Raw genomic sequence first — 21,685 nt, forward strand, 5'->3', positions numbered from 1 at the left:
GTCTAGCTCCGTTCCACTTTTTCGCCGGCACTGAATTCGGAAGTTCCCAACGCGTCCGCGAGCCGCCGGGCGGCGCTGCCGGGCTTGAGCGCCTTGGGCTGCGAGGCATGCGGCGACCAGCCGTGCAGGAACAGCACCTCGAAGCTCGCGGAGACGCGGCCGCCGGAGCCGGTGAAGCGTTCGCCGTAGAGTTCGGCGGCGCGCAGCAGGACGGCGCGCCGCGTCACGGTGCGGCGCCGGCCGACCACGAGATTGCCTTCGCCCATGCGACTGAGGTCGCGCATCAGCGCGAGGGCGCTCTCGTATTCGACCTCGATCGTCTCGCTGTCGGCCACCGGCAGGGCGAAGCCCGCCCGCTGCAGCAGGCCCGCCGCGTCGCGCAGGTCGGCGAAGGGCGATACGCGCGGACTCAGGCCGCCGTCGATCTCGCTCTCGGCGGCCGCCAGCGCCTGGCGCAACTGCCACAAGGTGGTGCCGCCCAACATCGCGCCGAGGAACAGACCGTCGGGCTTCAGGATGCGCGCGATCTGGATCAGGGTGCCCGGCAGGTCGTTCACCCAGTGCAGGTCCATGGCGCTCAGCACCAGATCGAAGCGGCCGGCGGCGAACGGCAGGAACTCCTCGTCGGCCACGATGGAAGGTCCGCGCGCGCGCCGCGCGAAGCCGTGGCCGAGATCGGCGCGCACCAGCTGCCCGACGATCGGCCGCCCCCCCAGGGTGGTCGCCACCTCGTCGCCGTGGCTGCCGAGATCGAGGGCAAGGGGGAAAGTACGGCGCACATCCGCCAGGCGATCGACCAGCCGGTCGGCGATCTCGCGCTTCAGGAAGTCATGCCGTTCCCAATCGCGGGCGGCACGCTCGCGACGCTGGCGGAGGAGGGCGCGGTCGAACACCAGCAGGGGGTCGGGACCAGTCACAGTGGGTATGTAGGGAAAAAGGGCGGCGGCCGGTAGGGGACCGCCATCCTGTGGGCGCATTTGCCCGTCCCAATCCGCGTTATGTTGCCGAGGGCAGTGAGAGGGGCCGTTGCCGGAGCGGGCCGTGTCGTGCTGGACGCGGTGCTGCCGCCGCTCTGCCTCGGCTGCAACGAGATCGTCAGTGCGCCCGGAGCCCTCTGCGCGAGTTGCTGGCAGGGCTTTTCCTTCATTTCCGTGCCGCACTGCGCCTGCTGCGGGACACCCTTGGCCGAGGATCTGGGTCCCGACGCTCTCTGTGCCGGCTGCCTCGTGCGTCGTCCGCGCTACCATCGCGCCCGTGCCGCGCTGGTCTATGACGATCAGAGCCGCCGGCTCGTACTGCCCTTCAAGCACGGCGATCGCACCGACATCGCGCGCGCCTGCGGCGGGTGGATGGCGCGGGCGGGTGCCGATCTGCTCGCGTCGGCCGATCTGGTGGCGCCGGTGCCGCTTCATTGGCGGCGGCTGTTCATGCGCCGCTACAATCAGGCGATGCTGCTGGCGCGCATCGTCGTGCGCACGGCGGCCCGCGGCGAGGATCTCCGCCTGGCGCCGGACCTGTTGCGGCGCCAGCGCTGGACCGGTTCGCAGGCCGGTCTCCGGGCGAAGGAGCGGCGGCGCAACGTTCGCGAGGCTTTCGACGTCCATCCGAAATGGCGCCCGATGGTGGCCGGCAAGACCATCCTTCTGGTCGACGACGTGCTGACGACCGGCGCGACGGTCGAAGCCTGCGCCCGCGCCCTGCAACGCGCCGGGGCCAAAGGGGTTGATGTCCTGACACTGGCGCGGGTCGTCCGGCCGGCGCTATAGTTTCGACAAAGAGGTTCACCCATGGCCAAGATCGAGATCTACACGACGCCGTTCTGCGGTTACTGCGCGCGGGCCAAGAGCCTGCTCGACAGCAAGGGCGCCGACTACGAAGAGACCGACGTGATGATGGACGACAAGAAGCGCAGCGAGATGCGCAGCCGCGCCAATCGCACCACCGTGCCGCAGATCTTCATCAACGGCCAGCATATCGGTGGCTCCGACGATCTCGCCGCTCTCGAGCAGGCGGGCAAGCTCGACGCGCTGCTCGCGCAGCCGGGCTGAGGATTTCCATCATGACCGCGTTCAAGGCCGGCCTGATCCAGACCAACGTCAGCAACGACATGGCCGAGAACGTGGCCTGGCTGTGCGAGCAGGCGAAGCGCGCGCGCGACGCCGGCGCGGACTTCATCATGACGCCGGAGAATACCGGCCTGATCGGCGCCAACCGCACCGAGACGCTGGCCAAGGCGCAGACCGAGGAAGAGCACGCGATGCTCGCGGCCTGCCGCGCCGCCGCGCGCGACACCGGCGCGTGGTTCCTGCTGGGCTCGATCCATGTGCGGGTGGGGGCGGAGGAGCAGATCCGCAATCGCTCCTACCTGATCGATGCGTCGGGCGGCATCGTGGCGAGCTACGACAAGATCCACATGTTCGACGTCCAGCTCGCGGGCGGCGAGAGCTACCGCGAATCCTCGACGTTCAAGCCGGGCGAGAGAGCGGTGCTGGCCGAGACGCCGTGGGGCGTGCTCGGCATGACGATCTGCTACGACCTGCGCTTCCCCTATCTCTATCGCGAGCTGGCGCATGCCGGCGCCACGATGCTGGCGATCCCCTCCTCGTTCACGGTGCCGACGGGGCAGGCGCACTGGCACACGCTGATGCGCGCCCGCGCCATCGAGACCGGCTGCTTCGTCTTCGCCCCGGCCCAGGTCGGCACGCACAAGGGCTCCAACCGCAAGACCTATGGTCACTCGATCGCCGTCGCCCCCTGGGGCGAGGTGCTGGCCGATGCCGGGGGCGAGAAGGCAGGCTTCGTCATCGCCGAGGTCGACATGGCGAAGATCGAGGAGGCGCGGAAGATGGTCCCGTCGCTGACCCACGACCGCAAGTACGCGGCGCCCGCACTCCACAAGGCCGAAGTCGCGAAGGCGGCGGAGTAACTCCCTGTCGTCCCAGGACGACAGAATCCTAAAAAGCCTCGAACAGATGCTCGTAATTCAGGACGAGGCCGTGCTCGTCGAGATCGAGTCGCGCCGTAAAGCCGTCGGATACGCCCTTGTCGAGATAGCGCCAGGCACGCGGGCCGAGCGGCTCGTAGCGTTGACGTGACGGCTGGCAGGTGAGGGCGGGCGCATCGACGAACAGCGCCAGCAGTTCGCCGCCGGCGATGCCGAGGTGTCGAATCGCCAGCGTGTTGCAGAAGGGCGTCGCGGAAACGTCGACCTCGTGACAGCCGGCGAGGTCGGGCCGGTCCGCGCCATCGACCCGCCAGCTCGTGTCGCCGGTCCGTTCGATCCGGAGCGATTGCTCGATGGCGTCCGTTCGTTCGACGCACAGTGATCGCGTTCGCCACGAGGCATCGAGTTCCCAGCAGTAGCGGAGGCCGAAGCTCTCTGCGCCGGCATGGATCACCGTAGAGCGGATGCGGAGACCGGACCCGTCGCGCGACAGCGTCATGAGTTCGAGGCCGGGCACGTCGATCCGCCGCCATCGCCTCAGCATCTGGTCGTTCGGCATCCCGAACTCTTGCGTCGGATCATGAGGGAATTGCGGCGCCGATCGTCGCACGGTTTGATGAGGCGCCGTCTACAGGAGGCGGGCGGCGATCCTCTGCACCATGGCCATCTTGGGCTGGCTGATCATGCGCGCTTCGTAGGCGGTCACGGAGAAGCGCCCGCGCACGAGGTCGAGCAGTTCGCCGTCCTTCAGCAGGAACGCCGGGCGGCTCGGTTTTCCGAAGCGCTCGTTGCCTTCCATGAAGGTCTCGTAGAGCAGGATGCCGCCGGGCTGCAGCGTGGCGATGAGGGCCGGGAACAGCGGCCGGTGCAGGTAGTTGGTGACCACGATGGCGCCGAAGCGGCGGCCGGCCAGCGGCCAGGGCGAACCGTCCTCGAGGTCCGCGGCGATCACCTCGACCGTGTCGGAGGAAACGAGGGCGCTCACGTCGCGGTCGAGCGCGGTCACCCGATGGCCGCGGGCGGCGAAGAACGCAGTGTGGCGGCCCTTTCCGGCCGCGAGATCGAGGACAGCGACGCCGGGCGGGACGAGGCCGGCCCAGGCGGCGACCCAGGAGGAAGCCGTCATCTCTTGCGTGCTCCCGCGCCCTTGAGGTTCAGCAGATTGCCCGAGAGGATCAGCGCCGCGCCCAGGATCGTCAACGTGTCCACCCGCTCGCCATAGAGCAGCCAGCCGGCGAGGGCGGCCAGCGGCACGCGCAGGAAATCCATCGGCACGACGACGGTGGCGTCGGCATGCAGCATCGCGCGTGTCAGGCAGTAGTGGGAGAAGGTGCCGCAGAAGGCGATGACGATGATCCACGCCCAGACATAGGCGGAGGGCCAGCGCCACACGTCGAGCGCCGGCACCAGACCGATGATCGACTGAATGAGCAGCATCCAGAACAGGATGGTGACCACGCTGTCGGTGCGTGTGAGCGACTTCACCATGGTCACCGAGATGGCGAAGCCGACGGCGGCGGCCAGGGCAATGATCTGTCCGGGCACGATCTCGTTGGTGCCGGGCCGCACGATGATGACGACGCCGATCACGCCCAGCGCTACGGCGAGGTTCTTCCACAGCCCCATGCGTTCGCCGAGGAAAGCGACAGCGAGGATCGCGGTCCAGATCGGCATGGTGAACTCGATGGAGATGACCTGGGCCAGCGGGATCAGGGTCAGCGCCTTGAACCAGGCGAACTGTGCGCCGTAGTGGGCGATGTTGCGGCCGACCTGCTGCCAGGGCCGCGCCGTCTTCAGCTTTCCGAACCCGCCCGCCAGGTGGATCAGCGGATAGAGCATCGCGAGGCCGATGACCGAGCGCATCTCCATGATCTGGAAGACGTCGAGTTCGCGCGTCGTCTCCCGGCCGGCGATCGCCATGACGAGCATGGCCGTGAGCCAGCCGGCCATCCAGAAGGCGGCCTTGAGAGTGGAGGGTTGCGGGGACATTGACGGCTGCTTCTGGCGGGCTCAGGGGAGCGGGGCGCGACAATCGGGCCTTGCGTCCGGCCCGACAAGCCACCATTTTTCCATCTGTCATGATTTTGTATCGCTTGCGCTGCGCCAACGGCCATGAATTCGACAGCTGGTTCAAGGACAGCAAGACCTATGAACGTCAGGAGAAGAAATCCCTGATCGGCTGTGCCGTGTGCGGCACGGACAAGGTCGAGCGTGCCCTGATGGCGCCCCGCATCGGCAAGAAGGGCAAGGACGCCACGCTGCCGGTCGCCGTCGAATCGCCGGGCGCGGAAGCGCCCGCCACGCCGTCCCCGGAGCAACAGCAGCAGATCGCCGCGCTGGCCCGTCAGATGCCCAAGGAACTGCGCGAGGCCCTTCTCGCGGTCCGCGCCGAGGTCGAGAAGAACTGCGAGCATGTCGGCGACAAGTTCGCCGAAGAGGCCCGCAAGATTCACTACGGCGAGAGCGACAAGCGCGGCATCTACGGCAAGACGAGCGAGGAAGAAGCGCAGGCGCTGGCCGAGGAAGGCATCGAGTTCGGCCGCCTCCCCTGGATCCCGCGCGGCAACTGAGCCCGTTGCCCAGCCGCTATTTCGGCCCGGCCACCCCGTAGAGCATGTAATTCACGTCTAGATCGTTCCGGTTGACGGACCATTTGCGGCTGAGCGGGGCGTAGACCACGCCCACGATCTCCTGGGTTTCGATGCCGCCGGCGCGCAGGCCGCGGGCGACTTCGGACGGCTTGAGGAATTTCTTCCAGTCGTGGGTGCCGCGCGGCAACCAGCCCAGCACATATTCCGCGCCCACGATGGCCAGCGCCCAGGCTTTTGCGGTGCGGTTCAGCGTCGACAGGAACAGCAGCCCGCCCGGCTTCACCAGGCGGCCGCAGGACCGCAGGAACAGATCGACATCGGCCACGTGCTCGACGATCTCGAGCGCCAGCACGACGTCGAACTGCGCGCCGGATTCGACCAGGGCCTCGGCCGTGCCCTGTCGGTAGTCGATGGCGAGGCCCTGAGCTTCGGCATGGAGCGCGGCCACGCCGATGTTGCGCGAGGAGGCGTCGACCCCGGTGACCGAGGCGCCGAGCCGGGTCATCGGCTCGCTGAGCAGGCCGCCGCCGCAGCCGATGTCGAGCAGCGACAGCCCCTTCAGCGGTTCGCCGTTCAGGGCGTCCCGCTGCCAGTGGGCCGCCACCCGGTCGCGGATGTAGCCGATCCGCACCGGGTTCAGCCGGTGCAGCGGCGCGAACTTGCCGGTGGGATCCCACCACTCGTCGGCGATGCGGGAAAAACGTTCGACGTCGTCGGGATCGATCGTTCCGGCGGCGGGGATCTGTGCGGTTTCAACCATGGTTCTCTTGACCCATATGGCAGCATCGGTGTCTATAGCCCGCTTTCCGGGCAGGGGCTTGCCCTTCGAGTGGGTTCATGGCGCGCATCGTTCTGAAATTTGGCGGTACATCGGTCGGCGACACGGATCGAATCAAGAACGTCGCGCGCAAGGTGAAGGCCGAAGTCGCGCGCGGCAACGAGGTTGCGGTCGTGGTCTCCGCCATGTCCGGCGCCACCAACCAGCTGGTCAAGTGGGTGAACGAGATTTCCCCGCTGCACGATCCGCGCGAATACGACGTCGTGGTGGCGACCGGCGAGCAGGTCACGATCGGCCTGCTGGCGATGGCGCTGCAGCAGGAAGGGGTCAAGTCGCGTTCCTGGGTCGGCTGGCAGCTGCCGATCAAGACCGACGACGCCTACGCAAAGGCTCGCATCGTGGAGATCGACACGGTCGAGATGGCCAGGACGATGGCGGCGGGCGAGGTTCCCGTGGTGCCGGGCTTCCAGGGTATATCGCCGGAAGGTCGCATCACGACCCTGGGCCGTGGCGGCTCCGACACCTCGGCGGTGGCGCTCGCGGCGGCGCTCAAGGCGGATCGCTGCGACATCTACACCGACGTCGATGGCGTCTACACGACCGATCCGCGCATCGTCGAAAAGGCTCGCAAGATCGACCGCGTGACCTACGAGGAAATGCTCGAAATGGCCTCGCTCGGCTCGAAGGTGCTGCAGACGCGCTCGGTCGAGCTGGCGATGAACCATCATGTGCGCGTGCAGGTGCTGTCGTCGTTCGACGAGGCGCTCGGCAGCGACCTGCCCGGAACTCTGGTTGTGGACGAGGAAGAGATCATGGCCCAGGGCCTCGAGAAGTCCGTCGTGAGCGGCATCGCCTTCGCCAAGGACGAGGCGAAGATCACCGTGACCCAGGTGCCCGACCGGCCTGGTGTCGCCGCGGCCATCTTCGGCCCGCTGGCGGCAGCGAACATCAACGTCGACATGATCGTGCAGAACGTCTCCGTCGACGGCACTTCGACCGACATGACCTTCACGGTCCCCAAGCCCGACCTCGCGCGTGCGGTGCAGCAACTCGAGCGCGCGAAAGACGAGCTGAAGTTCGCCGAGGTGAAGTCCGACCTCAACGTCTCGAAGGTCTCGGTGATCGGCGTCGGCATGCGCAGCCATGCCGGCGTCGCGCTCAAGATGTTCGAGACCCTCGCTGCCAAGGGCATCAACATCCAGGTCATCTCGACCTCGGAAATCAAGATCAGCGTGCTGGTGGCTGCCGAATACACCGAGTTGGCGGTGCGGGCGCTTCACACTGCGTATGAACTGGACGCGGCCTGAAGATCCCCGTCAAAGAGCATTGGAACGCCCCTAATTCGCGGCTGGACTCTGCGAATTAGCCGGTAGGCAGTCCGGCGCGGCTCTTGCTATAAGCGGCGCATGGACGCCGCACTCGCCCATATGCCTTGCTGCAACGCCCGACCGGTGAATCCGGCGGCTGCGGCCTGGCGAGTTTGCGCCTGCGTCATCGACCGCAGCTTCGTCGTCATTCGACTCAAGCATCCAGCGGTCTGACCATGGAGAGATCAACTCCCCTGGCCGGACCGCGAATGCTCCTCAAGCGGCTCCGGGACACGATGGCGCGTGCCGAGTCCGTCGAAGTGACGCTGGGCGAGGTCGTGCGTCTGGTCGCCAACGAGATGGTGGCCGAGGTCTGCTCGATCTACCTGCTGCGCGCGGGCGAAGTGCTGGAGCTGTTCGCAACCCAGGGCCTGAACCCCTCGGCCGTGCATGCGACGCGCCTGCGGGTCGGCGAGGGCCTGGTCGGCGACATCGCGGCCCACGGCAGGCCGCTGGCGCTGGACGACGCCCAGCATCATCCGCAATTCGCCTATCGCCCCGAGACCGGCGAGGAAATCTACCATTCGCTGGCGGGCGTGCCGATCGTGCGTGCCGGCCGGGTGCTGGGCGTGCTGGTTGTCCAGAACCGCACGCGGCGCCAGTACGACGAGGAAGAAGTCGAGACGCTGCAGACCATCGCCATGGTGCTGGCGGAACTGGTCTCGGCCAGCCACGTCGTCAGTCCCAACGAGGTCCAGCAGGTCGATGGCATCGGGCTGCTGCCGTTGCGCGTCGACGGCGTGCAGCTCACGCCCGGCGTCGCGATCGGTCGCGCCGTGCTGCACGAACCCCGCATCGTCATCCAGCGGGTGGTCGCGGAGGATGTCGAGCAAGAGAAGGTGCGCTTCCTCGAAGCGCTGCGCGGCGTACGCGAAGATGTCGACCGCATGCTCGAAGCCCATGACATGCAGTCGGGCGAGCAGCGCGAGATTCTCGAGACCTTCCGCATGTTCGTGGACGATCGCGGCTGGGCCGAGCGGGTGCGTGAGGCCATAGATTCCGGCCTTACGGCCGAGGCCGGCGTGCAGCGTGCGTTCGACGATGTCCGCACCCGCCTCGGCCAGTCGACCGATCCCTATATCCGCGAGCGGCTGAGCGACCTGCAGGACCTCAGCAACCGACTGCTGCTGCGCCTCACCGGCCGTGTGGCGACGGATCCGAGCACCCTGCCCGACGACATGATCGTCATCGCCCGCGACATGGGACCGGCCGAGCTGCTCGACTACGATCGCACCCGCCTGCGCGGTCTCGTGCTGGAGGAGGGCTCGGCGCTCAGCCATGTGGCGATCGTGGCGCGCGCCCTCGACATTCCGGTGGTCGGCCGCGCGCCCAACGTGCTGGCGAGGGTCGAGGCGGGCGATCCGATCGTGGTCGACGGCGACAATGCCCAGGTTCTGGTGCGGCCGGCCGAAGACATTCTCCAGACGGTCCATCTCGCACTCGACGCGCGCGCCGAGCGCCGTCGCAAGTATGCGGCGCTGCGCGACCTCCCGCCGGCAACGCGCGATCAGGCGCGCATCTCGCTCAACATGAATGCCGGCCTGCTGATCGACATGCAGCATCTCGACGATACGGGCGCCGACGGTGTCGGGCTCTATCGGACCGAGATTCCGTTCATGGTGCGTTCGGAGTTTCCCGACGTCGACGCGCAGGCCTGGCTTTACGGGCGCGTGCTCGATCTGGCGGACGGACGGCCCGTGATTTTTCGTACGCTCGATGTCGGAGGCGACAAGGTCCTCCCTTATATCGGCGCCTTTGGTGACGAGAATCCCGCCATGGGCTGGCGCGCCATCCGCATCGGGCTCGATCGTCCGGCGATGCTGCGTCGTCAGCTGCGCGCCATGATCCTCGCCGCGAGCGGCCGTCCTTTGTCGATCATGTTCCCCATGATTGCCGAGGTCACTGAATTGCTACGGGCGCGCCATCTGCTCGATCTCGAACTCGATCGTTCGAAGCGGCGCGGACAGCCCGTGCCCGAGAGTTTGCGTGTCGGTGTCATGTTCGAGGTGCCGGCGCTGGCATGGCAGCTCGACAGTCTGACGCCCCATGTCGATTTCATTTCGATCGGCACCAACGATCTTCTCCAGTTCCTCTACGCCGCCGATCGAGGCAACACCCGTATCGCCGGACGTTACGACAGCTTGTCCCCAGCGCTGCTTCGACTGCTACATTTTGTAGTGAACAAAGTGCGTCCTGCGGGAGTGGACGTTGCTGTGTGCGGAGAAATGGCGGGGCGTCCGGTCGAGGCACTAGCGTTGCTTTCAATAGGCATACGCTCTCTTTCGATGTCGCCTGGTGCGATCGGCCCGGTGAAGGCCATGATCCGTTCGCTCGATCTCAACGAGGCGGCAGGTTTCATGACCACTGCGCTTACGCAACCGGATCGCCCGTTGCGTGAGACGTTGCGTCTCTTCGCCGCCGATCACGCGATCGAAATTTAACGACGGAAAGTCGAATCGCTTTTGCCCTGTCATGGGCCCTCTGCTAAGAGTCGCGACGAGGGGACAAGCAGGGAATATCAATGCCGGATCAGGTTGACTGGCGGGCGATTGAACGCGAGGCCGGACCAGGCCAGGCGGTCGGTCGACTCCTACGCGATCAACGCGAGGCACGCGGTCTGGACCTGACTCAAGTCGAGAAGAGCATCCGCATCCGGCGTTCTCACCTCGAAGCGATCGAAGACGGTCGCTACGACCAACTCCCCGGCGCCGCGTACATTCCGGCCTTCCTGCGCGCTTACGCTACTCATCTCGGTCTCGATGCCGAGAAGGTCCTGACCGCCTATCATCTGTCGGGTGCCGTTCCGATCAAGCGCCCCGTGACGCTGCCGGCCAATTTCCCCGTCATGGAGCGGCGCGCCCCGATCGGTCTCGCGGTCCTGACCGTTCTGCTCGTCGTCGCCGCAGGTTACGGCGTGTGGAACTACATGCCCCGCGATCAGGCCGTCGTTGCGCAGAAGGTTCCGCCTGTGCCGGACCGTCTTCTGTCGGAGCGGCCGAGCCCGCCGGCTGCCGCGCCCAACCCGTTCGTCGCGAAGTTGCCGACCGCCCCGGCACCGGACACGCGCACCATCGACGGTTCGTTGCCCGCCCAGGTCTGGCCCGCCCAGCGCGTCGAGAGCAGCGCTCCGGCTGCTCCCCTGGCGCCGCCGCCGGTCGTGGTCGCCGTTCCGGCGCCGCCGCCGCCCGTCGTGATGGCCGTTCCGTCGATCGGCCAGGCGCAGGCCGCCCAACCACCTGCCGCCATCGAACCGCCGCGGATCGACCAGCCGCGCACGCCTGTCGAGGAAGCCACGGCCCGTGCGCCGGAGGCGGCCCCGGCCGTGCCGCCGCCGATTCCGGTCCGCGTCAACACGCCGATCAGCGTGAAGAGCAACAGCTGGGTCGAGCTGCGCGCGCCCAATGGTGACGTGCTGACCCAGACCTATGTCCGTGCCGGCGAGAGCTACGTCGTTCCGGCCGGCATCGCCTACCGTATCACCGAGGCCCGGTAGCCAGCGTCGCGCCGTTGTAACGGCGGCCGGCTGGCGGAGGCGGGGCGCCGCCGCTACATTGTCCCCATGAGCATCAGACCGTACCGCGATATCCAGCGCCGCAAGTCGCGGCGCGTGATGGTCGGTTCCGTACCGGTGGGCGGCGATTCGCCGATCACGGTGCAGACCATGACCAACACGCTGACCGCGGACGCCGACGCGACCATCGCCCAGATCCGCCGCTGCGAAGAGGTGGGTGTGGATATCATCCGCGTGTCTTGCCCCGACGAGGAGTCGACGGCGGCGCTGCCCCTGATCGTGCGGGCCGCGAAGGTCCCGATCGTGGCCGACATCCACTTTCACTATAAGCGCGCCATCGAGGCGGCCGAGGCGGGCGCCGCCTGCCTGCGCATCAACCCCGGCAACATCGGCAGCGCCGACCGGGTGCGCGAGGTCGTCAGGGCCGCCAAGGACCATGGCTGTTCCATGCGCATCGGCGTCAATGCCGGCTCGCTGGAAAAGGACCTGCTCGAGAAGTACGGCGAGCCCTGCCCGGAGGCGATGGTGGAGAGCGCGCTCGATCATGCGCGCATCCTGCAGGACCACGACTTCCACGAGTTCAAGATCAGCGTGAAGGCGTCCGATGTCTTCCTGGCGGTCGCCGCCTACCAGCAGCTCGCCGATGCCTGCGACTACCCGCTGCATGTCGGCGTGACCGAGGCCGGCGGCACGAGGACCGGGACGGTGAAGTCGTCGATCGGCATGGGCTCTCTCCTGTGGGCCGGCATCGGCGACACGATCCGGGTCTCGCTCTCGGCCGAGCCGGAGGAAGAGGTCCGCGTCGGCTTCGAGATGCTGAAGGCGCTGAACCTGCGGCATCGCGGGGTGAACGTCATTTCGTGCCCGTCCTGCGCACGCCAGCAGTACGACGTCATCCGTACCGTCGAGGCGCTGGAGAAGCGCGTCGCCCACATCACGACGCCGATGACGGTGTCGGTGATCGGCTGCGTCGTGAACGGGCCCGGCGAGGCGCGCGAAACCGACATCGGCTTCACCGGCGGCGGCTCCAACACGCACCAGGTCTATATCGCCGGCGTTCCGCACCATCGGCTGAAGGACGGCAACGTCGTCGACCATCTGGTCGAGCTGATCGAGAAGAAGGCGGCCGAGATCGAGGCCGCCCGGGCGGAAGAAGCCGAGCGACATCGCGCCGCCGCCGAGTAGCGGTCCCAGGCCCTCCCTTCCCGACGATTTTTCGAGGCGATTTCCCGTGAGCAAGATGCAACCCGTGCGTGGCACGCACGATATCCTCCCCGACGATTACCGGCGCTTCGCGCACGTCGTCGACACCGCGCGCGACGTGGCGCGCCTCTACGGCTATCGCGAGATGGCGACGCCGATCTTCGAGTTCACCGAGCTGTTCGCCCGCGGCATCGGCGAGACGACCGACGTGGTTTCGAAGGAAATGTACACGTTCAAGGATCGCGGCGACGAATCGCTGACCCTGCGGCCGGAGTACACGGCCGGCATCTGCCGTGCCTTCGTGTCGAACGGCGAGCTTGTGCAGCAGCTGCCGCTGAAGGTCTTCGCGGCGGGACCGATGTTCCGCTACGAGCGGCCGCAGAAGGGACGGCAGCGCCAGTTCCACCAGATCGATCTCGAAGTATTGGGCGCGCCCGAGCCGGGGGCCGATATCGAGGTGATCTCCGTCGCGGCCGACATCCTGGACCGGCTCACGATCCTCGACCGCTGCGTGCTCAAGATCAATTCGCTCGGCGATCCGGAGAGCCGGGCCGGCTACCGCAAGGTCCTGACCGACTACTATTCCGGTCACGTGGACAAACTCTCGGAGGATTCGCGCAATCGCCTGGCGCGCAACCCGCTGCGTATCCTCGACAGCAAGGACGAAGGCGACAAGGCGATCAACGCCCAGGCGCCGAGCTTCAGCGATCACCTCAACGAGGCGAGCCGCGACTTCTTCAAGTCGGTGCAGGACGGGCTCTCGGCCGCCGGCGTCGCCTTCGAGGTCGACCCGGCGCTGGTGCGCGGCCTCGACTACTATACCCACACCGCCTTCGAGTTCGTGACCACCCATCTCGGCGCCCAGGGCACCGTGCTGGGCGGCGGCCGCTATGACGGGCTGATCGCCGAGCTGGGCGGCCCTCCGACGGCCGGCATCGGCTGGGCGGGCGGCATCGAGCGGCTGATGATGCTGGCCGACGAGCCCAAGCCCCTGCCGCGGCCCGTCGTCATCGCCCCGCTGGGCGCGGCGGCAGAAGCCAAGGCGCTCGGCATCGCGCGGAGCTTGCGCAAGCAGGGCATCGCCGTGGAACAGGACTATCGCGGCAACATGAAACGGCGCATGCAGCGGGCCAATAAGCTCAATGCCCGCGCCGCACTGATCATCGGAGACGACGAGCTGGCCAAGGGCGTGGTGCAGCTCAAGGATCTCGACAGCGGCGCGCAGCGCGAAGTGTCGCTCGACGGTCTGGCTGAAGCCCTGAAGGTTTGAGATGTCGCTGTTATTGAAACTCAACCAGATCGTGACGCGCCATGCCGAGCTGCAGGCGGCTCTCTCTGCCGGCACGCTCGATTCGCAGAAGTTCGTCGCGGCCTCGAAGGAATATGCCGATCTCGGCCCGCTCGTCGAGGCGGTGAACGAATGGCAGAAGGCCGAGCGCGAACTCAAGGATACCGAGGCGATGGCCTCCGATCCCGACATGAAGGCTATGGCGGAGGAAGAGGCGGCCGAACTCAGGAAGCGTCTGCCCGAGCTGGAGCGCACCGTGAAACGGATGCTGCTGCCCAAGGATGCGGCCGACGAGAAGAACGCCATCCTGGAAATCCGCGCCGGCACCGGCGGCGACGAGGCAGCCCTGTTCGCGGCCGACCTGTTCCGCATGTACCAGCGCTACGCGGCCGAAAAGGGCTGGAAGTTCGAGGTCATGGAGCTGTCGGACACCGGCATCGGCGGCTACCGCGAGGCGATCGCCACGGTGACCGGTCGCAACGTGTTCGCCCGCCTCAAGTTCGAGTCCGGCGTGCATCGCGTGCAGCGCGTTCCGGCGACCGAGGCCCAGGGCCGCATCCACACCTCGGCGGCAACGGTGGCGGTGCTGCCGGAGGCCGAGGACGTCGACATCAAGATCGACGAGAAGGACTTGCGCATCGACGTGTTCCGGGCCTCGGGGCCGGGCGGCCAGTCGGTCAACACGACGGACTCGGCGGTTCGCATCACCCACATCCCGACCGGGGTCGTGGTCAGCCAGCAGGACGAGAAGAGCCAGCACAAGAACCGCGCCAAGGCGATGAAGATCCTGCGCGCGCGTCTCTACGATGCCGAGCGCCAGCGGCTCGACGATCTGCGCTCCGCCGACCGCAAGGGCCAGGTGGGCAGCGGCGACCGCAGCGAACGCATTCGCACCTACAACTTCCCGCAGAGCCGCGTGACGGATCACCGGATCAACCTCACGCTCTACAATCTCGCCGAGGTGCTCGACGGGCGCGGTCTGGACGCGCTCGTCGACGCCCTGACCTCCGAGGATGAGGCCTCGCGCCTGGCGGAGCTCGCGGCCTGACCGGTGGCGGAGAACGCCCCCTACGACGCCCTGTTGCGCGATACCGCCGTCGCCCTGACGGCGGCGGGAATCGACAATGTCCGCTTCGAAGCCCGCCTGCTGCTGAGCCGCGCCGCGGGACTGACGATCGAGCAGTTGATCGCGCGCGGCCGCGATCCGGCGCCGGCTGCCGTGGCAGCGGCCCTGCGCGAACTCACGGCGCGCCGGGTGCGGCGCGAGCCGATGGCCTACATCCTGGGCGAACGCGAATTCTGGGGGCTGCCCTTCAAGGTCTCGCCGGCGGTTCTGATTCCGCGCCCGGACAGCGAGACGGTCATCGAAACGGTGCTCGACCTGCTGCCTGACCGCAGCCGCAAGCTGCGAATCCTCGACCTCGGACTGGGATCGGGCTGCCTGCTCCTCACGCTGTTGCGGGAGTATCCGCAGGCGACCAGCGTCGGGATCGATGCCTCGGAGGCGGCGCTCGCCATCGCCCAGGCCAATGCCCTTGCGCTCGGCGTGGCCTCCCGGGCGCGCCTGTCGAGGGGTGACTGGCGGCAGGCCGGCTGGACGGACCAACTGGAGGGGCGTTTCGACCTGCTGGTCTCCAATCCACCCTACATCGAGAGCGCCGTGGTGGACGGGTTGATGCCCGAGGTGGCGGCCCATGAGCCCCGGCTGGCCCTCGACGGCGGCACCGACGGGCTTGCGGCGTATCGCATCATCGCCGCGGAGGCGCCCCGGCTCGTCGTTCCGGGCGGCTGGGCGGTCGTCGAGGCCGGCGAGGGCCAGGCACCGGCTATCGCGGCTCTTTTTGGCGCCGCGGGCCTGACGCCCAAGCCGACCCGGCTGGATTTGGGCGGGGTCGCCCGAGTCGTGCCGGCCCAGTATTAATCGGTTGGCAATCAGGGGGAATGAGACTAGGTTCCTTTTACCCCTTGGGGGGCCTTGGTCCGACCGGTCTGTAACGGCGGACACCAACTCCCCTGAAATTCAGCCGTGACGGCGCCCGGGAAGGGCAGAGGGGCTCCAACAACATCCGTCCGGCGTGCAACTGGCCCTAGGTTAATGAGACCAAACAATCGTCAGCGGTCGCGCGGCGGTCGCAATGGTGGCGGCGGCGGTGGCGGCGGTGGAAACAACCACCATCACAAGCCCCAGAATTACAATTCGAACCGTCCGGCCAATCGAAATCAGATTTTCGATAGCAGTGGCCCCGACGTCCGGGTTCGCGGCAACGCGCACCAGGTTTTCGACAAATATCAGTCGCTGGCCCGAGAGGCGGCGTCCTCCGGCGATCGCATTCTGGCCGAGTCCTACTGGCAATATGCCGATCACTATTATCGGATGATCCAGGCCCAGGGCGGCTTCGTCCAACGCAACAACCTCGGTTGGGGCGAAAATGGCGAAGAAGGCCAACCCGATCAGCCGGGACAGCAGCAAGGCCAGCCCGGCGGTCAGCCGCAGCAGAATGGCAGCGATCATGCGCCGTCCAACGAGCGCGGTGGGCGTGGCGAACACCCCGATCAGAACCAGGCCGACGAGGGGCAGGGCGATGTTCGCCAGGCCGATCATCGGCAGGCCGACAATCGCCAGTCCGAGAATCGTCAATCGGATCCTCAAGTCGACAATCGCCAAGCTGACCGTCCGGCCGAAAATCGGCAAGCCGATCGCCAAGCCGATCGTCAGGCCGACAATCGTCAGGCTGATAATCGCCAGGCTGACCGTCAGGCCGAGCGTCGTCAGCCCGAACGTCGTCAGCCTGACCGTCGCCAAGCCGAGCAAGTCGAAGAAGAGCCCGGTCTGAACGGCGTGGCTTTTCTTCAGAAGGGCCGTAGCGCGCCGGTCAATAACGACCCGGCGGCCGACGAGCAGCCCGAGGTGCCGGAATTCGTTCCCGCCAGCGGCGGCCGACGCGGCTAACCCGCCAACGACGATCCATCTACCGAAGACGCCCGCCAGCAATCGCCGGCGGGCGTTTTCATTGGTCCTACAGGTGGATCAGCGTCGGGGCGACGAAGGCCAGCACGGTGAAGGCGAAGCCCACCACGCCGAGGCCCACCGACAGGAAGGTCAGCCAGATCACCGACGTGAGGGCGGCTGCGCCCGCCAGCACGATGCCGAGCTGGAAGCAGGCCGAGCCGTATTCGAACATGTGATAGGCCGACAGCGACCGGTCGCGATGCTCTTCCTTGATCTTGGCGCGTGCGGCCAGCTCCTTGCGGCCTTCCCCGGTCTCGGGCTCGGTATCGTAGCGCTGCGCCGTCTGGCGCCACCGGTCGGCCTGCGCCTTCAGCGCCGGGGGCATGGGTGCCGGGCCGTCCTTGTAGGTGGCCTCGACCTCGTCGGCGGCGGTGCGCAAGGTCGTCTGCCGGATGGTCTTGGACTGGAAGAAGGACCACAGGTTGGACGCGTCGATGTGGCTGGCCAGCGAGTTCGTCTGTGAGCTCTTGCCGCCCATTTCCGACACGGCCAGCAGGGCCGCGAGAATGGCGACCAGCAGGGCGATTTTCTTGTTCGATCCGTCAACGTGGCCGTGTCCGCCTGACATATTGAGCTCCGGGTAGTGAGTGGCCGGCGTTCTTAACCCGCCTCGGTTACAGGCGAAAGCCGCACGGACGATGAGGTCTTGCAGCGAGCCGATCCGATCCCATATCGCCTTCAGGATGCTTCTACAGAGAGGGTCCGCTCTTCCGCCCGCCGCTCGACGGGGGCGTAAAGGAAAGGGTTAGTGATGAACCAGGAAAAATACACAGAGCGCATGCGGGGCTTCCTGCAGAGCGCCCAGATGATGGCGCTGCGTGAAGGCCACCAGCGGCTTATTCCCGACCATATTCTCAAGGTCCTGCTCGACGATCCGGAAGGCCTCGCGGCCAACCTGATCGGCTCGGCGGGGGGCGATTCGCGCGCGGTCTACCGCGCCGTCGAGGCCAACCTCGCCAAGCAGCCCAAGGTCGAAGGCCAGGGCGCCGGCCAGATCTATCTGGCGCCGGAGACCGCGCGCCTGTTCGAACAGGCCGAGGCGATCGCCGAGAAGGCGGGCGATTCCTTCGTCACGGTCGAGCGCATGCTGATCGCCCTGGTGCTCGCCAAGGGCACCCCGGCGGCCGAGGCGTTGGCCACGGGCGGGGTGAAGCCCCAGCCCCTCGAGAAGGCCGTACAGGAGCTGCGCAAGGGCCGCACGGCCGATTCGGCCTCGGCCGAGGACAGCTACGATGCGCTGAAGAAGTATGCCCGCGACCTCACGCAGGCGGCCCGCGACGGCAAGCTCGACCCGGTGATCGGTCGCGACGAGGAGATCCGCCGTACCATCCAGGTGCTGAGCCGCCGGACCAAGAACAACCCGGTGCTGATCGGCGAGCCGGGCGTCGGCAAGACGGCCATCGCCGAAGGCCTCGCGCTGCGCATCGTCAACGACGACGTGCCGGAATCGCTCAAGAACAAGAAGCTGATGTCGCTCGACCTCGGCTCGATGGTCGCGGGCGCCAAGTTCCGCGGCGAGTTCGAGGAGCGGCTCAAGGCCGTGCTGTCGGAAATCTCGTCGGCCGAGGGCGAGATCATCGTCTTCATCGACGAGCTGCACACGCTGATCGGCGCCGGCAAGGCCGACGGTGCGATGGACGCCTCCAACATGCTGAAGCCCGCCCTGGCGCGCGGCGAACTGCATTGCGTGGGCGCCACGACGCTAGACGAGTACCGCAAGCACATCGAGAAGGATGCCGCTCTCGCGCGGCGCTTCCAGCCCGTCTTCGTGGCCGAGCCTACGGTCGAGGACACGATCTCGATCCTGCGCGGCCTGAAGGAGAAGTACGAGCTGCATCACGGCGTCCGGATCGCGGACTCCTCGATCGTGGCCGCGGCGACCCTGTCGAACCGCTACATCGCCGACCGGTTCCTGCCGGACAAGGCGATCGACTTGATGGACGAGGCGGCCAGCCGCATCCGCATGCAGGTCGACAGCAAGCCCGAGGCGCTGGACGAACTCGACCGGCGCATCATGCAGCTCAAGATCGAGAAGGAAGCGCTCAAGAAGGAAAGCGACCAGGCGTCGCGCGACCGGCTGGAGCGCCTCGAGAAGGAGCTGTCCGAGCTCGAGCAGAAGTCGGCGGCGCTGACGGCGCAGTGGACCTCGGCGAAGGACAAGCTGGCCGATTCGCAGAAGGTGAAGGAGCAGCTCGACAAGGCGCGCTCCGAGCTCGACATCGCGCAGCGCCGTGGCGAACTGGCCAAGGCGGGCGAGCTGGCCTACGGCGTGATCCCCGACCTCGAGAAGAAGCTCAAGGAAGCCGAGACCCATGAGGTCGCGGGAGGCAAGGGCGTCAAGGAAGAGGTCATGCCCGAGGATATCGCGGCCGTCGTGTCGCGGTGGACCGGCGTGCCCGTCGACAAGATGCTGGAAGGCGAGCGCTCCAAGCTCCTGCGCATGGAAGAGGAGATCCACAAGCGGGTGATCGGCCAGGACGAGGCTGTCGTCGCGGTGGCGAACGCGGTGCGTCGCGCCCGCGCGGGCCTGCAGGACCCGAACCGTCCGATCGGTTCGTTCCTGTTCCTGGGTCCGACGGGTGTCGGCAAGACCGAGCTCACCAAGGCGATCGCGGCGTTCCTGTTCGACGACGACAACGCGATGGTGCGCATCGACATGAGCGAGTTCATGGAGAAACACTCCGTGAGCCGCCTGATCGGCGCCCCGCCGGGCTATGTCGGCTACGACGAGGGCGGTGTCCTCACCGAGGCGGTGCGGCGGCGTCCCTACCAGGTGATCCTGTTCGACGAGGTCGAAAAGGCGCATCCGGACGTGTTCAACGTCCTGCTGCAGGTGCTGGACGACGGTCGGTTGACCGACGGGCAGGGCCGCACGGTCGACTTCAAGAACACGCTGATCATCCTGACGTCCAACCTCGGCAGCTCGCATCTGGCGGCCCTGAAGGACGGCGAGTCCACCGAATCGGTGCGCGAGCAGGTCATGGAAGAGGTACGCCGGGCGTTCCGTCCGGAGTTCCTGAACCGTCTCGACGAGATCCTGCTGTTCAACCGGCTGAGCCGGGCGCACATGACGGACATCGTCACAGTGCAGATCCAGAAGCTGTTCAAGCTGCTGGCCGATCGCAAGATCGAGCTGAAGATCGATGGCAAGGCGCTGCAGTGGCTGGCCAACCGCGGCTACGACCCGGTCTACGGGGCGCGGCCGCTGAAGCGGGTGATCCAGCGCAGCCTGCAGAATCCGCTGGCGACGCAGCTTCTCGAGGGCAGGATCGGCGACGGCGACACCGTCGAGGTCGGCGTCGAGAATGGAGAGCTGACGGTCGGGGGCGAGCGCGTGATGAGCGACGCCGCCGACTGACGAACGCTAGTTGTTCCTGGCAACGAGCGACGGCGCAGGTTCCTTCGGAGCCTGCGCCGTTTTCTTTGGGGCGGGCTTGGTCGCCGCAGGGTTGGCCGGCTCGCCGGCCACCGGGGCGCTCTTCAACTGGGCGAGATACTGCTTCGCCAGCGCGTGGAAGCGCGCCGCATCCTTGCCGCCCACCGTGCCGCGCATGGCGAATTTCTGGGTGAGCGGATTGACGTGCTTGCCGCCCTTCAGGAACTCGTAGTGAAGGTGCGGACCGGTCGACATGCCGGTCGATCCGACGAAGCCGATCACCTGGCCCTGGCGCACCTGCACGCCCGGCTTGACGCCCGGTCCGATGCGGGACAAGTGGGCATAGGCGGTCGCCACATCCTGCGTGTGCTGCAACTTCACGTAGAGGCCGTAGCCGCCGTTGGGTCCCGCCGCAATCACCCTGCCGTTGCCGGCGGCAAGGATCGGCGTGCCCGGTGGAGCGGCGAAATCCACGCCGGCATGCAACGCGCTGAAGCCCAGGATGGGATGCTCGCGCATGCCGAAGCGCGAGGTGATGCGCGAGGCATCCATCGGCGTGCGCAGGAAGGAGCGCACCACGCTTTCGCCCTGGGGGGTGTAGAAGCCGTCGGCTCCACCCTGCGGGCGATAGCGCATGACCACGACCGTGCGCTTCATCAGCCGCAGCTCGCCGGCCAGGAGCCTCCCGGGATGGGTGACCTTTCCGTCGCTCGTCACCAGCTGTTCGAGCAGCACGGTGAACTTCTGCCCCTGCTTCAACTCACGCTGGAAATCGACGTCGTAGGAGAGCGCGCGGACGAACTCGACCATCGCAGCGGAAGGCGCGCCGGCCTTGACACCGCTCTGCTGCAGTGAGCCCTCGCGCTCGCCTTCGACCCTCACGATGCGGGGGCTGACCTTGTAGATTTTCTCCTCGGCCTCATAGCTGCCGTCGTCCTTGCGGCTGACGATGTACTCCCGCTCGGGTTGAGGCCGGACCGACAATGCCAGCACCCGTGGTGTGTCGGGTTGCTCGGGAATCGTCTGCATCGTGAGCTCGATCGTCTCGCCGACCGCAAGCCGCCGCTTCCTCAGGAGCGACTGGAGCTTCTCCGCGACCTGCTTGCGTTCCGCTTCGGCCACGTCGATGTCGGCCAGCATCTTCTCGATCGTGTCGCCCTTCTCCAGGCGCAAGGTGAGTTCGTAGACGTCGCTGGCCTGCGGTTCGGCGTCTGCCGCGGGCGATTCCGGGGGCTTCATCTGGAAGCCGCGGAGATCGAGTGGACCCGATCTGCCGAAATCGGCCGCCGTAACGGGGGGCGCCGGCTGGGAATCCGCCAGGATCACGGGAACCGACGGAGGCGGTGCCTGTTGCTCGGCCGCGGCTGGGCCGGGCTCGGACTTGGGCGGCAAGGCTGCGATCTGCGGATTCGATCGATGGCTGAGGACAAGCCCTCCCATCGCCAGTCCGATGACGCCGATCGCGAAGAGGACAGGCCGGAACAGCCCAAAAGTCGCGCCCTTGGCGCTTTTCGGCCGGTCCGACGGAGGGGGGAAGTCCGTCATGACCGCTGACCTATTGCGGGCCCGGTAGGTCCAGGCCTCGGGTTAGGGTGGTGCCGGCCCAGAGAAATCTGT

General features: G+C 67.1%; 20 protein-coding genes. 13 read left to right on the forward strand and 7 right to left on the reverse strand.

Annotation, left to right across the window (positions count from 1 at the left end; all coding sequences use genetic code 11):
- Nucleotides 1-2: 2 nt before the first annotated feature.
- Entirely contained in the window at nt 3-917 is a 915-nt protein-coding gene (locus ACO07K_RS01845) for a methyltransferase domain-containing protein (protein ID WP_422034231.1), read from the reverse strand.
- A 129-nt stretch (nt 918-1,046) separates the two neighbouring features.
- Between ACO07K_RS01845 and ACO07K_RS01850 the strand changes: the two genes are divergently transcribed.
- The 3 genes from ACO07K_RS01850 to ACO07K_RS01860 are packed head-to-tail and all read left to right on the forward strand — an operon-like array spanning nt 1,047 to nt 2,926.
- Entirely contained in the window at nt 1,047-1,766 is a 720-nt protein-coding gene (locus tag ACO07K_RS01850; RefSeq protein WP_422034232.1) for a ComF family protein, read from the forward strand.
- A 21-nt stretch (nt 1,767-1,787) separates the two neighbouring features.
- The gene (gene grxC / locus ACO07K_RS01855; RefSeq protein ID WP_298312047.1) at nt 1,788-2,048 is read left to right on the forward strand and encodes a glutaredoxin 3; all 261 of its coding nucleotides are present in this window, start codon (nt 1,788-1,790) and stop codon (nt 2,046-2,048) included.
- Between the two features lie 11 nt (nt 2,049-2,059).
- On the forward strand, nt 2,060-2,926 hold the full coding sequence (locus ACO07K_RS01860) for a carbon-nitrogen hydrolase family protein (protein ID WP_422034233.1): 867 nt from the start codon (nt 2,060-2,062) through the stop codon (nt 2,924-2,926).
- Between the two features lie 28 nt (nt 2,927-2,954).
- Here the strand turns inward: ACO07K_RS01860 and ACO07K_RS01865 are convergent, their stop codons facing one another.
- The 3 genes from ACO07K_RS01865 to ACO07K_RS01875 form a co-directional block, all read right to left on the reverse strand.
- The gene (locus ACO07K_RS01865) at nt 2,955-3,503 is read right to left on the reverse strand and encodes a putative glycolipid-binding domain-containing protein (RefSeq protein WP_422034234.1); all 549 of its coding nucleotides are present in this window, start codon (nt 3,501-3,503) and stop codon (nt 2,955-2,957) included.
- Between the two features lie 69 nt (nt 3,504-3,572).
- Nucleotides 3,573-4,070, reverse strand: a complete 498-nt coding sequence (locus ACO07K_RS01870; protein ID WP_422034235.1) for a class I SAM-dependent methyltransferase — start codon at nt 4,068-4,070, stop codon at nt 3,573-3,575.
- On the reverse strand, nt 4,067-4,933 hold the full coding sequence (locus tag ACO07K_RS01875) for a DMT family transporter (RefSeq protein ID WP_422034236.1): 867 nt from the start codon (nt 4,931-4,933) through the stop codon (nt 4,067-4,069). Before ACO07K_RS01875 ends, ACO07K_RS01870 begins: the two co-directional genes overlap by 4 nt.
- An 89-nt stretch (nt 4,934-5,022) precedes the next feature.
- On the opposite strand from ACO07K_RS01875, the gene ACO07K_RS01880 reads away from it, so the two are divergent.
- Nucleotides 5,023-5,514: a DUF1178 family protein gene (locus tag ACO07K_RS01880; protein ID WP_422034237.1), complete on the forward strand. Its 492-nt coding sequence runs from the start codon at nt 5,023-5,025 to the stop codon at nt 5,512-5,514.
- 16 nt (nt 5,515-5,530) lie between these two features.
- Here the strand turns inward: ACO07K_RS01880 and ubiG are convergent, their stop codons facing one another.
- On the reverse strand, nt 5,531-6,295 hold the full coding sequence (gene ubiG / locus ACO07K_RS01885) for a bifunctional 2-polyprenyl-6-hydroxyphenol methylase/3-demethylubiquinol 3-O-methyltransferase UbiG (RefSeq protein WP_422034238.1): 765 nt from the start codon (nt 6,293-6,295) through the stop codon (nt 5,531-5,533).
- Nucleotides 6,296-6,372: 77 nt separating this feature from the next.
- Here ubiG and ACO07K_RS01890 point away from each other — a divergent pair, with 77 nt between their 5' ends.
- The 8 genes from ACO07K_RS01890 to ACO07K_RS01925 all read left to right on the forward strand — a co-directional run bounded on the left by ACO07K_RS01890 (nt 6,373) and on the right by ACO07K_RS01925 (nt 16,632).
- Nucleotides 6,373-7,620, forward strand: a complete 1,248-nt coding sequence (locus tag ACO07K_RS01890) for an aspartate kinase (RefSeq protein WP_422034239.1) — start codon at nt 6,373-6,375, stop codon at nt 7,618-7,620.
- 269 nt (nt 7,621-7,889) lie between these two features.
- Nucleotides 7,890-10,121 carry a phosphoenolpyruvate--protein phosphotransferase gene (gene ptsP, locus ACO07K_RS01895; RefSeq protein WP_422034240.1) on the forward strand — a complete coding sequence of 744 codons (2,232 nt, stop codon included), beginning with the start codon at nt 7,890-7,892 and terminating at the stop codon, nt 10,119-10,121.
- Nucleotides 10,122-10,201: 80 nt separating this feature from the next.
- Complete coding sequence (locus tag ACO07K_RS01900; protein ID WP_422034241.1) at nt 10,202-11,173, forward strand: helix-turn-helix domain-containing protein; 972 nt, start codon at nt 10,202-10,204, stop codon at nt 11,171-11,173.
- 66 nt (nt 11,174-11,239) lie between these two features.
- Nucleotides 11,240-12,376 carry a flavodoxin-dependent (E)-4-hydroxy-3-methylbut-2-enyl-diphosphate synthase gene (gene ispG, locus ACO07K_RS01905; RefSeq protein WP_422034242.1) on the forward strand — a complete coding sequence of 379 codons (1,137 nt, stop codon included), beginning with the start codon at nt 11,240-11,242 and terminating at the stop codon, nt 12,374-12,376.
- A gap of 55 nt (nt 12,377-12,431) precedes the next feature.
- On the forward strand, nt 12,432-13,664 hold the full coding sequence (gene hisS / locus ACO07K_RS01910) for a histidine--tRNA ligase (RefSeq protein ID WP_422036617.1): 1,233 nt from the start codon (nt 12,432-12,434) through the stop codon (nt 13,662-13,664).
- Nucleotide 13,665: 1 nt separating this feature from the next.
- The gene (gene prfA / locus ACO07K_RS01915) at nt 13,666-14,730 is read left to right on the forward strand and encodes a peptide chain release factor 1 (protein WP_298312071.1); all 1,065 of its coding nucleotides are present in this window, start codon (nt 13,666-13,668) and stop codon (nt 14,728-14,730) included.
- 3 nt (nt 14,731-14,733) lie between these two features.
- The gene (prmC, locus tag ACO07K_RS01920) at nt 14,734-15,603 is read left to right on the forward strand and encodes a peptide chain release factor N(5)-glutamine methyltransferase (protein ID WP_422034243.1); all 870 of its coding nucleotides are present in this window, start codon (nt 14,734-14,736) and stop codon (nt 15,601-15,603) included.
- A gap of 174 nt (nt 15,604-15,777) precedes the next feature.
- Nucleotides 15,778-16,632, forward strand: coding sequence for a DUF4167 domain-containing protein (locus tag ACO07K_RS01925; protein ID WP_422034244.1), 855 nt, complete (start codon nt 15,778-15,780; stop codon nt 16,630-16,632).
- Nucleotides 16,633-16,699: 67 nt separating this feature from the next.
- On the opposite strand, the gene ACO07K_RS01930 is transcribed toward ACO07K_RS01925, so the two are convergent.
- Complete coding sequence (locus ACO07K_RS01930) at nt 16,700-17,260, reverse strand: DUF4337 domain-containing protein (protein ID WP_298312077.1); 561 nt, start codon at nt 17,258-17,260, stop codon at nt 16,700-16,702.
- 183 nt (nt 17,261-17,443) lie between these two features.
- Between ACO07K_RS01930 and clpB the strand changes: the two genes are divergently transcribed.
- Nucleotides 17,444-20,050 carry an ATP-dependent chaperone ClpB gene (clpB, locus tag ACO07K_RS01935; protein WP_422034245.1) on the forward strand — a complete coding sequence of 869 codons (2,607 nt, stop codon included), beginning with the start codon at nt 17,444-17,446 and terminating at the stop codon, nt 20,048-20,050.
- Between the two features lie 6 nt (nt 20,051-20,056).
- On the opposite strand, the gene ACO07K_RS01940 is transcribed toward clpB, so the two are convergent.
- Entirely contained in the window at nt 20,057-21,613 is a 1,557-nt protein-coding gene (locus ACO07K_RS01940) for a peptidoglycan DD-metalloendopeptidase family protein (protein ID WP_422034246.1), read from the reverse strand.
- Nucleotides 21,614-21,685: the final 72 nt, after the last annotated feature.

This window comes from Reyranella sp. (assembly GCF_965228225.1).
GTDB lineage: Bacteria > Pseudomonadota > Alphaproteobacteria > Reyranellales > Reyranellaceae > Reyranella.

What these genes read in the sequence shown, in the direction of transcription:
- grxC (WP_298312047.1), top strand. Translation starts at nt 1,788, where the DNA reads ATGGCCAAGATCGAGATCTACACGACGCCGTTCTGCGGTTACTGCGCG.
- ACO07K_RS01860 (WP_422034233.1), top strand. Translation starts at nt 2,060, where the DNA reads ATGACCGCGTTCAAGGCCGGCCTGATCCAGACCAACGTCAGCAACGAC.
- ACO07K_RS01865 (WP_422034234.1), bottom strand. Translation starts at nt 3,503, where the DNA reads ATGCCGAACGACCAGATGCTGAGGCGATGGCGGCGGATCGACGTGCCC.
- ACO07K_RS01870 (WP_422034235.1), bottom strand. Translation starts at nt 4,070, where the DNA reads ATGACGGCTTCCTCCTGGGTCGCCGCCTGGGCCGGCCTCGTCCCGCCC.
- ACO07K_RS01875 (WP_422034236.1), bottom strand. Translation starts at nt 4,933, where the DNA reads ATGTCCCCGCAACCCTCCACTCTCAAGGCCGCCTTCTGGATGGCCGGC.
- ACO07K_RS01880 (WP_422034237.1), top strand. Translation starts at nt 5,023, where the DNA reads ATGATTTTGTATCGCTTGCGCTGCGCCAACGGCCATGAATTCGACAGC.
- ubiG (WP_422034238.1), bottom strand. Translation starts at nt 6,295, where the DNA reads ATGGTTGAAACCGCACAGATCCCCGCCGCCGGAACGATCGATCCCGAC.
- ACO07K_RS01890 (WP_422034239.1), top strand. Translation starts at nt 6,373, where the DNA reads ATGGCGCGCATCGTTCTGAAATTTGGCGGTACATCGGTCGGCGACACG.
- ptsP (WP_422034240.1), top strand. Translation starts at nt 7,890, where the DNA reads ATGCTCCTCAAGCGGCTCCGGGACACGATGGCGCGTGCCGAGTCCGTC.
- ACO07K_RS01900 (WP_422034241.1), top strand. Translation starts at nt 10,202, where the DNA reads ATGCCGGATCAGGTTGACTGGCGGGCGATTGAACGCGAGGCCGGACCA.
- ispG (WP_422034242.1), top strand. Translation starts at nt 11,240, where the DNA reads ATGAGCATCAGACCGTACCGCGATATCCAGCGCCGCAAGTCGCGGCGC.
- hisS (WP_422036617.1), top strand. Translation starts at nt 12,432, where the DNA reads ATGCAACCCGTGCGTGGCACGCACGATATCCTCCCCGACGATTACCGG.
- prfA (WP_298312071.1), top strand. Translation starts at nt 13,666, where the DNA reads ATGTCGCTGTTATTGAAACTCAACCAGATCGTGACGCGCCATGCCGAG.
- ACO07K_RS01925 (WP_422034244.1), top strand. Translation starts at nt 15,778, where the DNA reads ATGAGACCAAACAATCGTCAGCGGTCGCGCGGCGGTCGCAATGGTGGC.
- ACO07K_RS01930 (WP_298312077.1), bottom strand. Translation starts at nt 17,260, where the DNA reads ATGTCAGGCGGACACGGCCACGTTGACGGATCGAACAAGAAAATCGCC.
- clpB (WP_422034245.1), top strand. Translation starts at nt 17,444, where the DNA reads ATGAACCAGGAAAAATACACAGAGCGCATGCGGGGCTTCCTGCAGAGC.
- ACO07K_RS01940 (WP_422034246.1), bottom strand. Translation starts at nt 21,613, where the DNA reads ATGACGGACTTCCCCCCTCCGTCGGACCGGCCGAAAAGCGCCAAGGGC.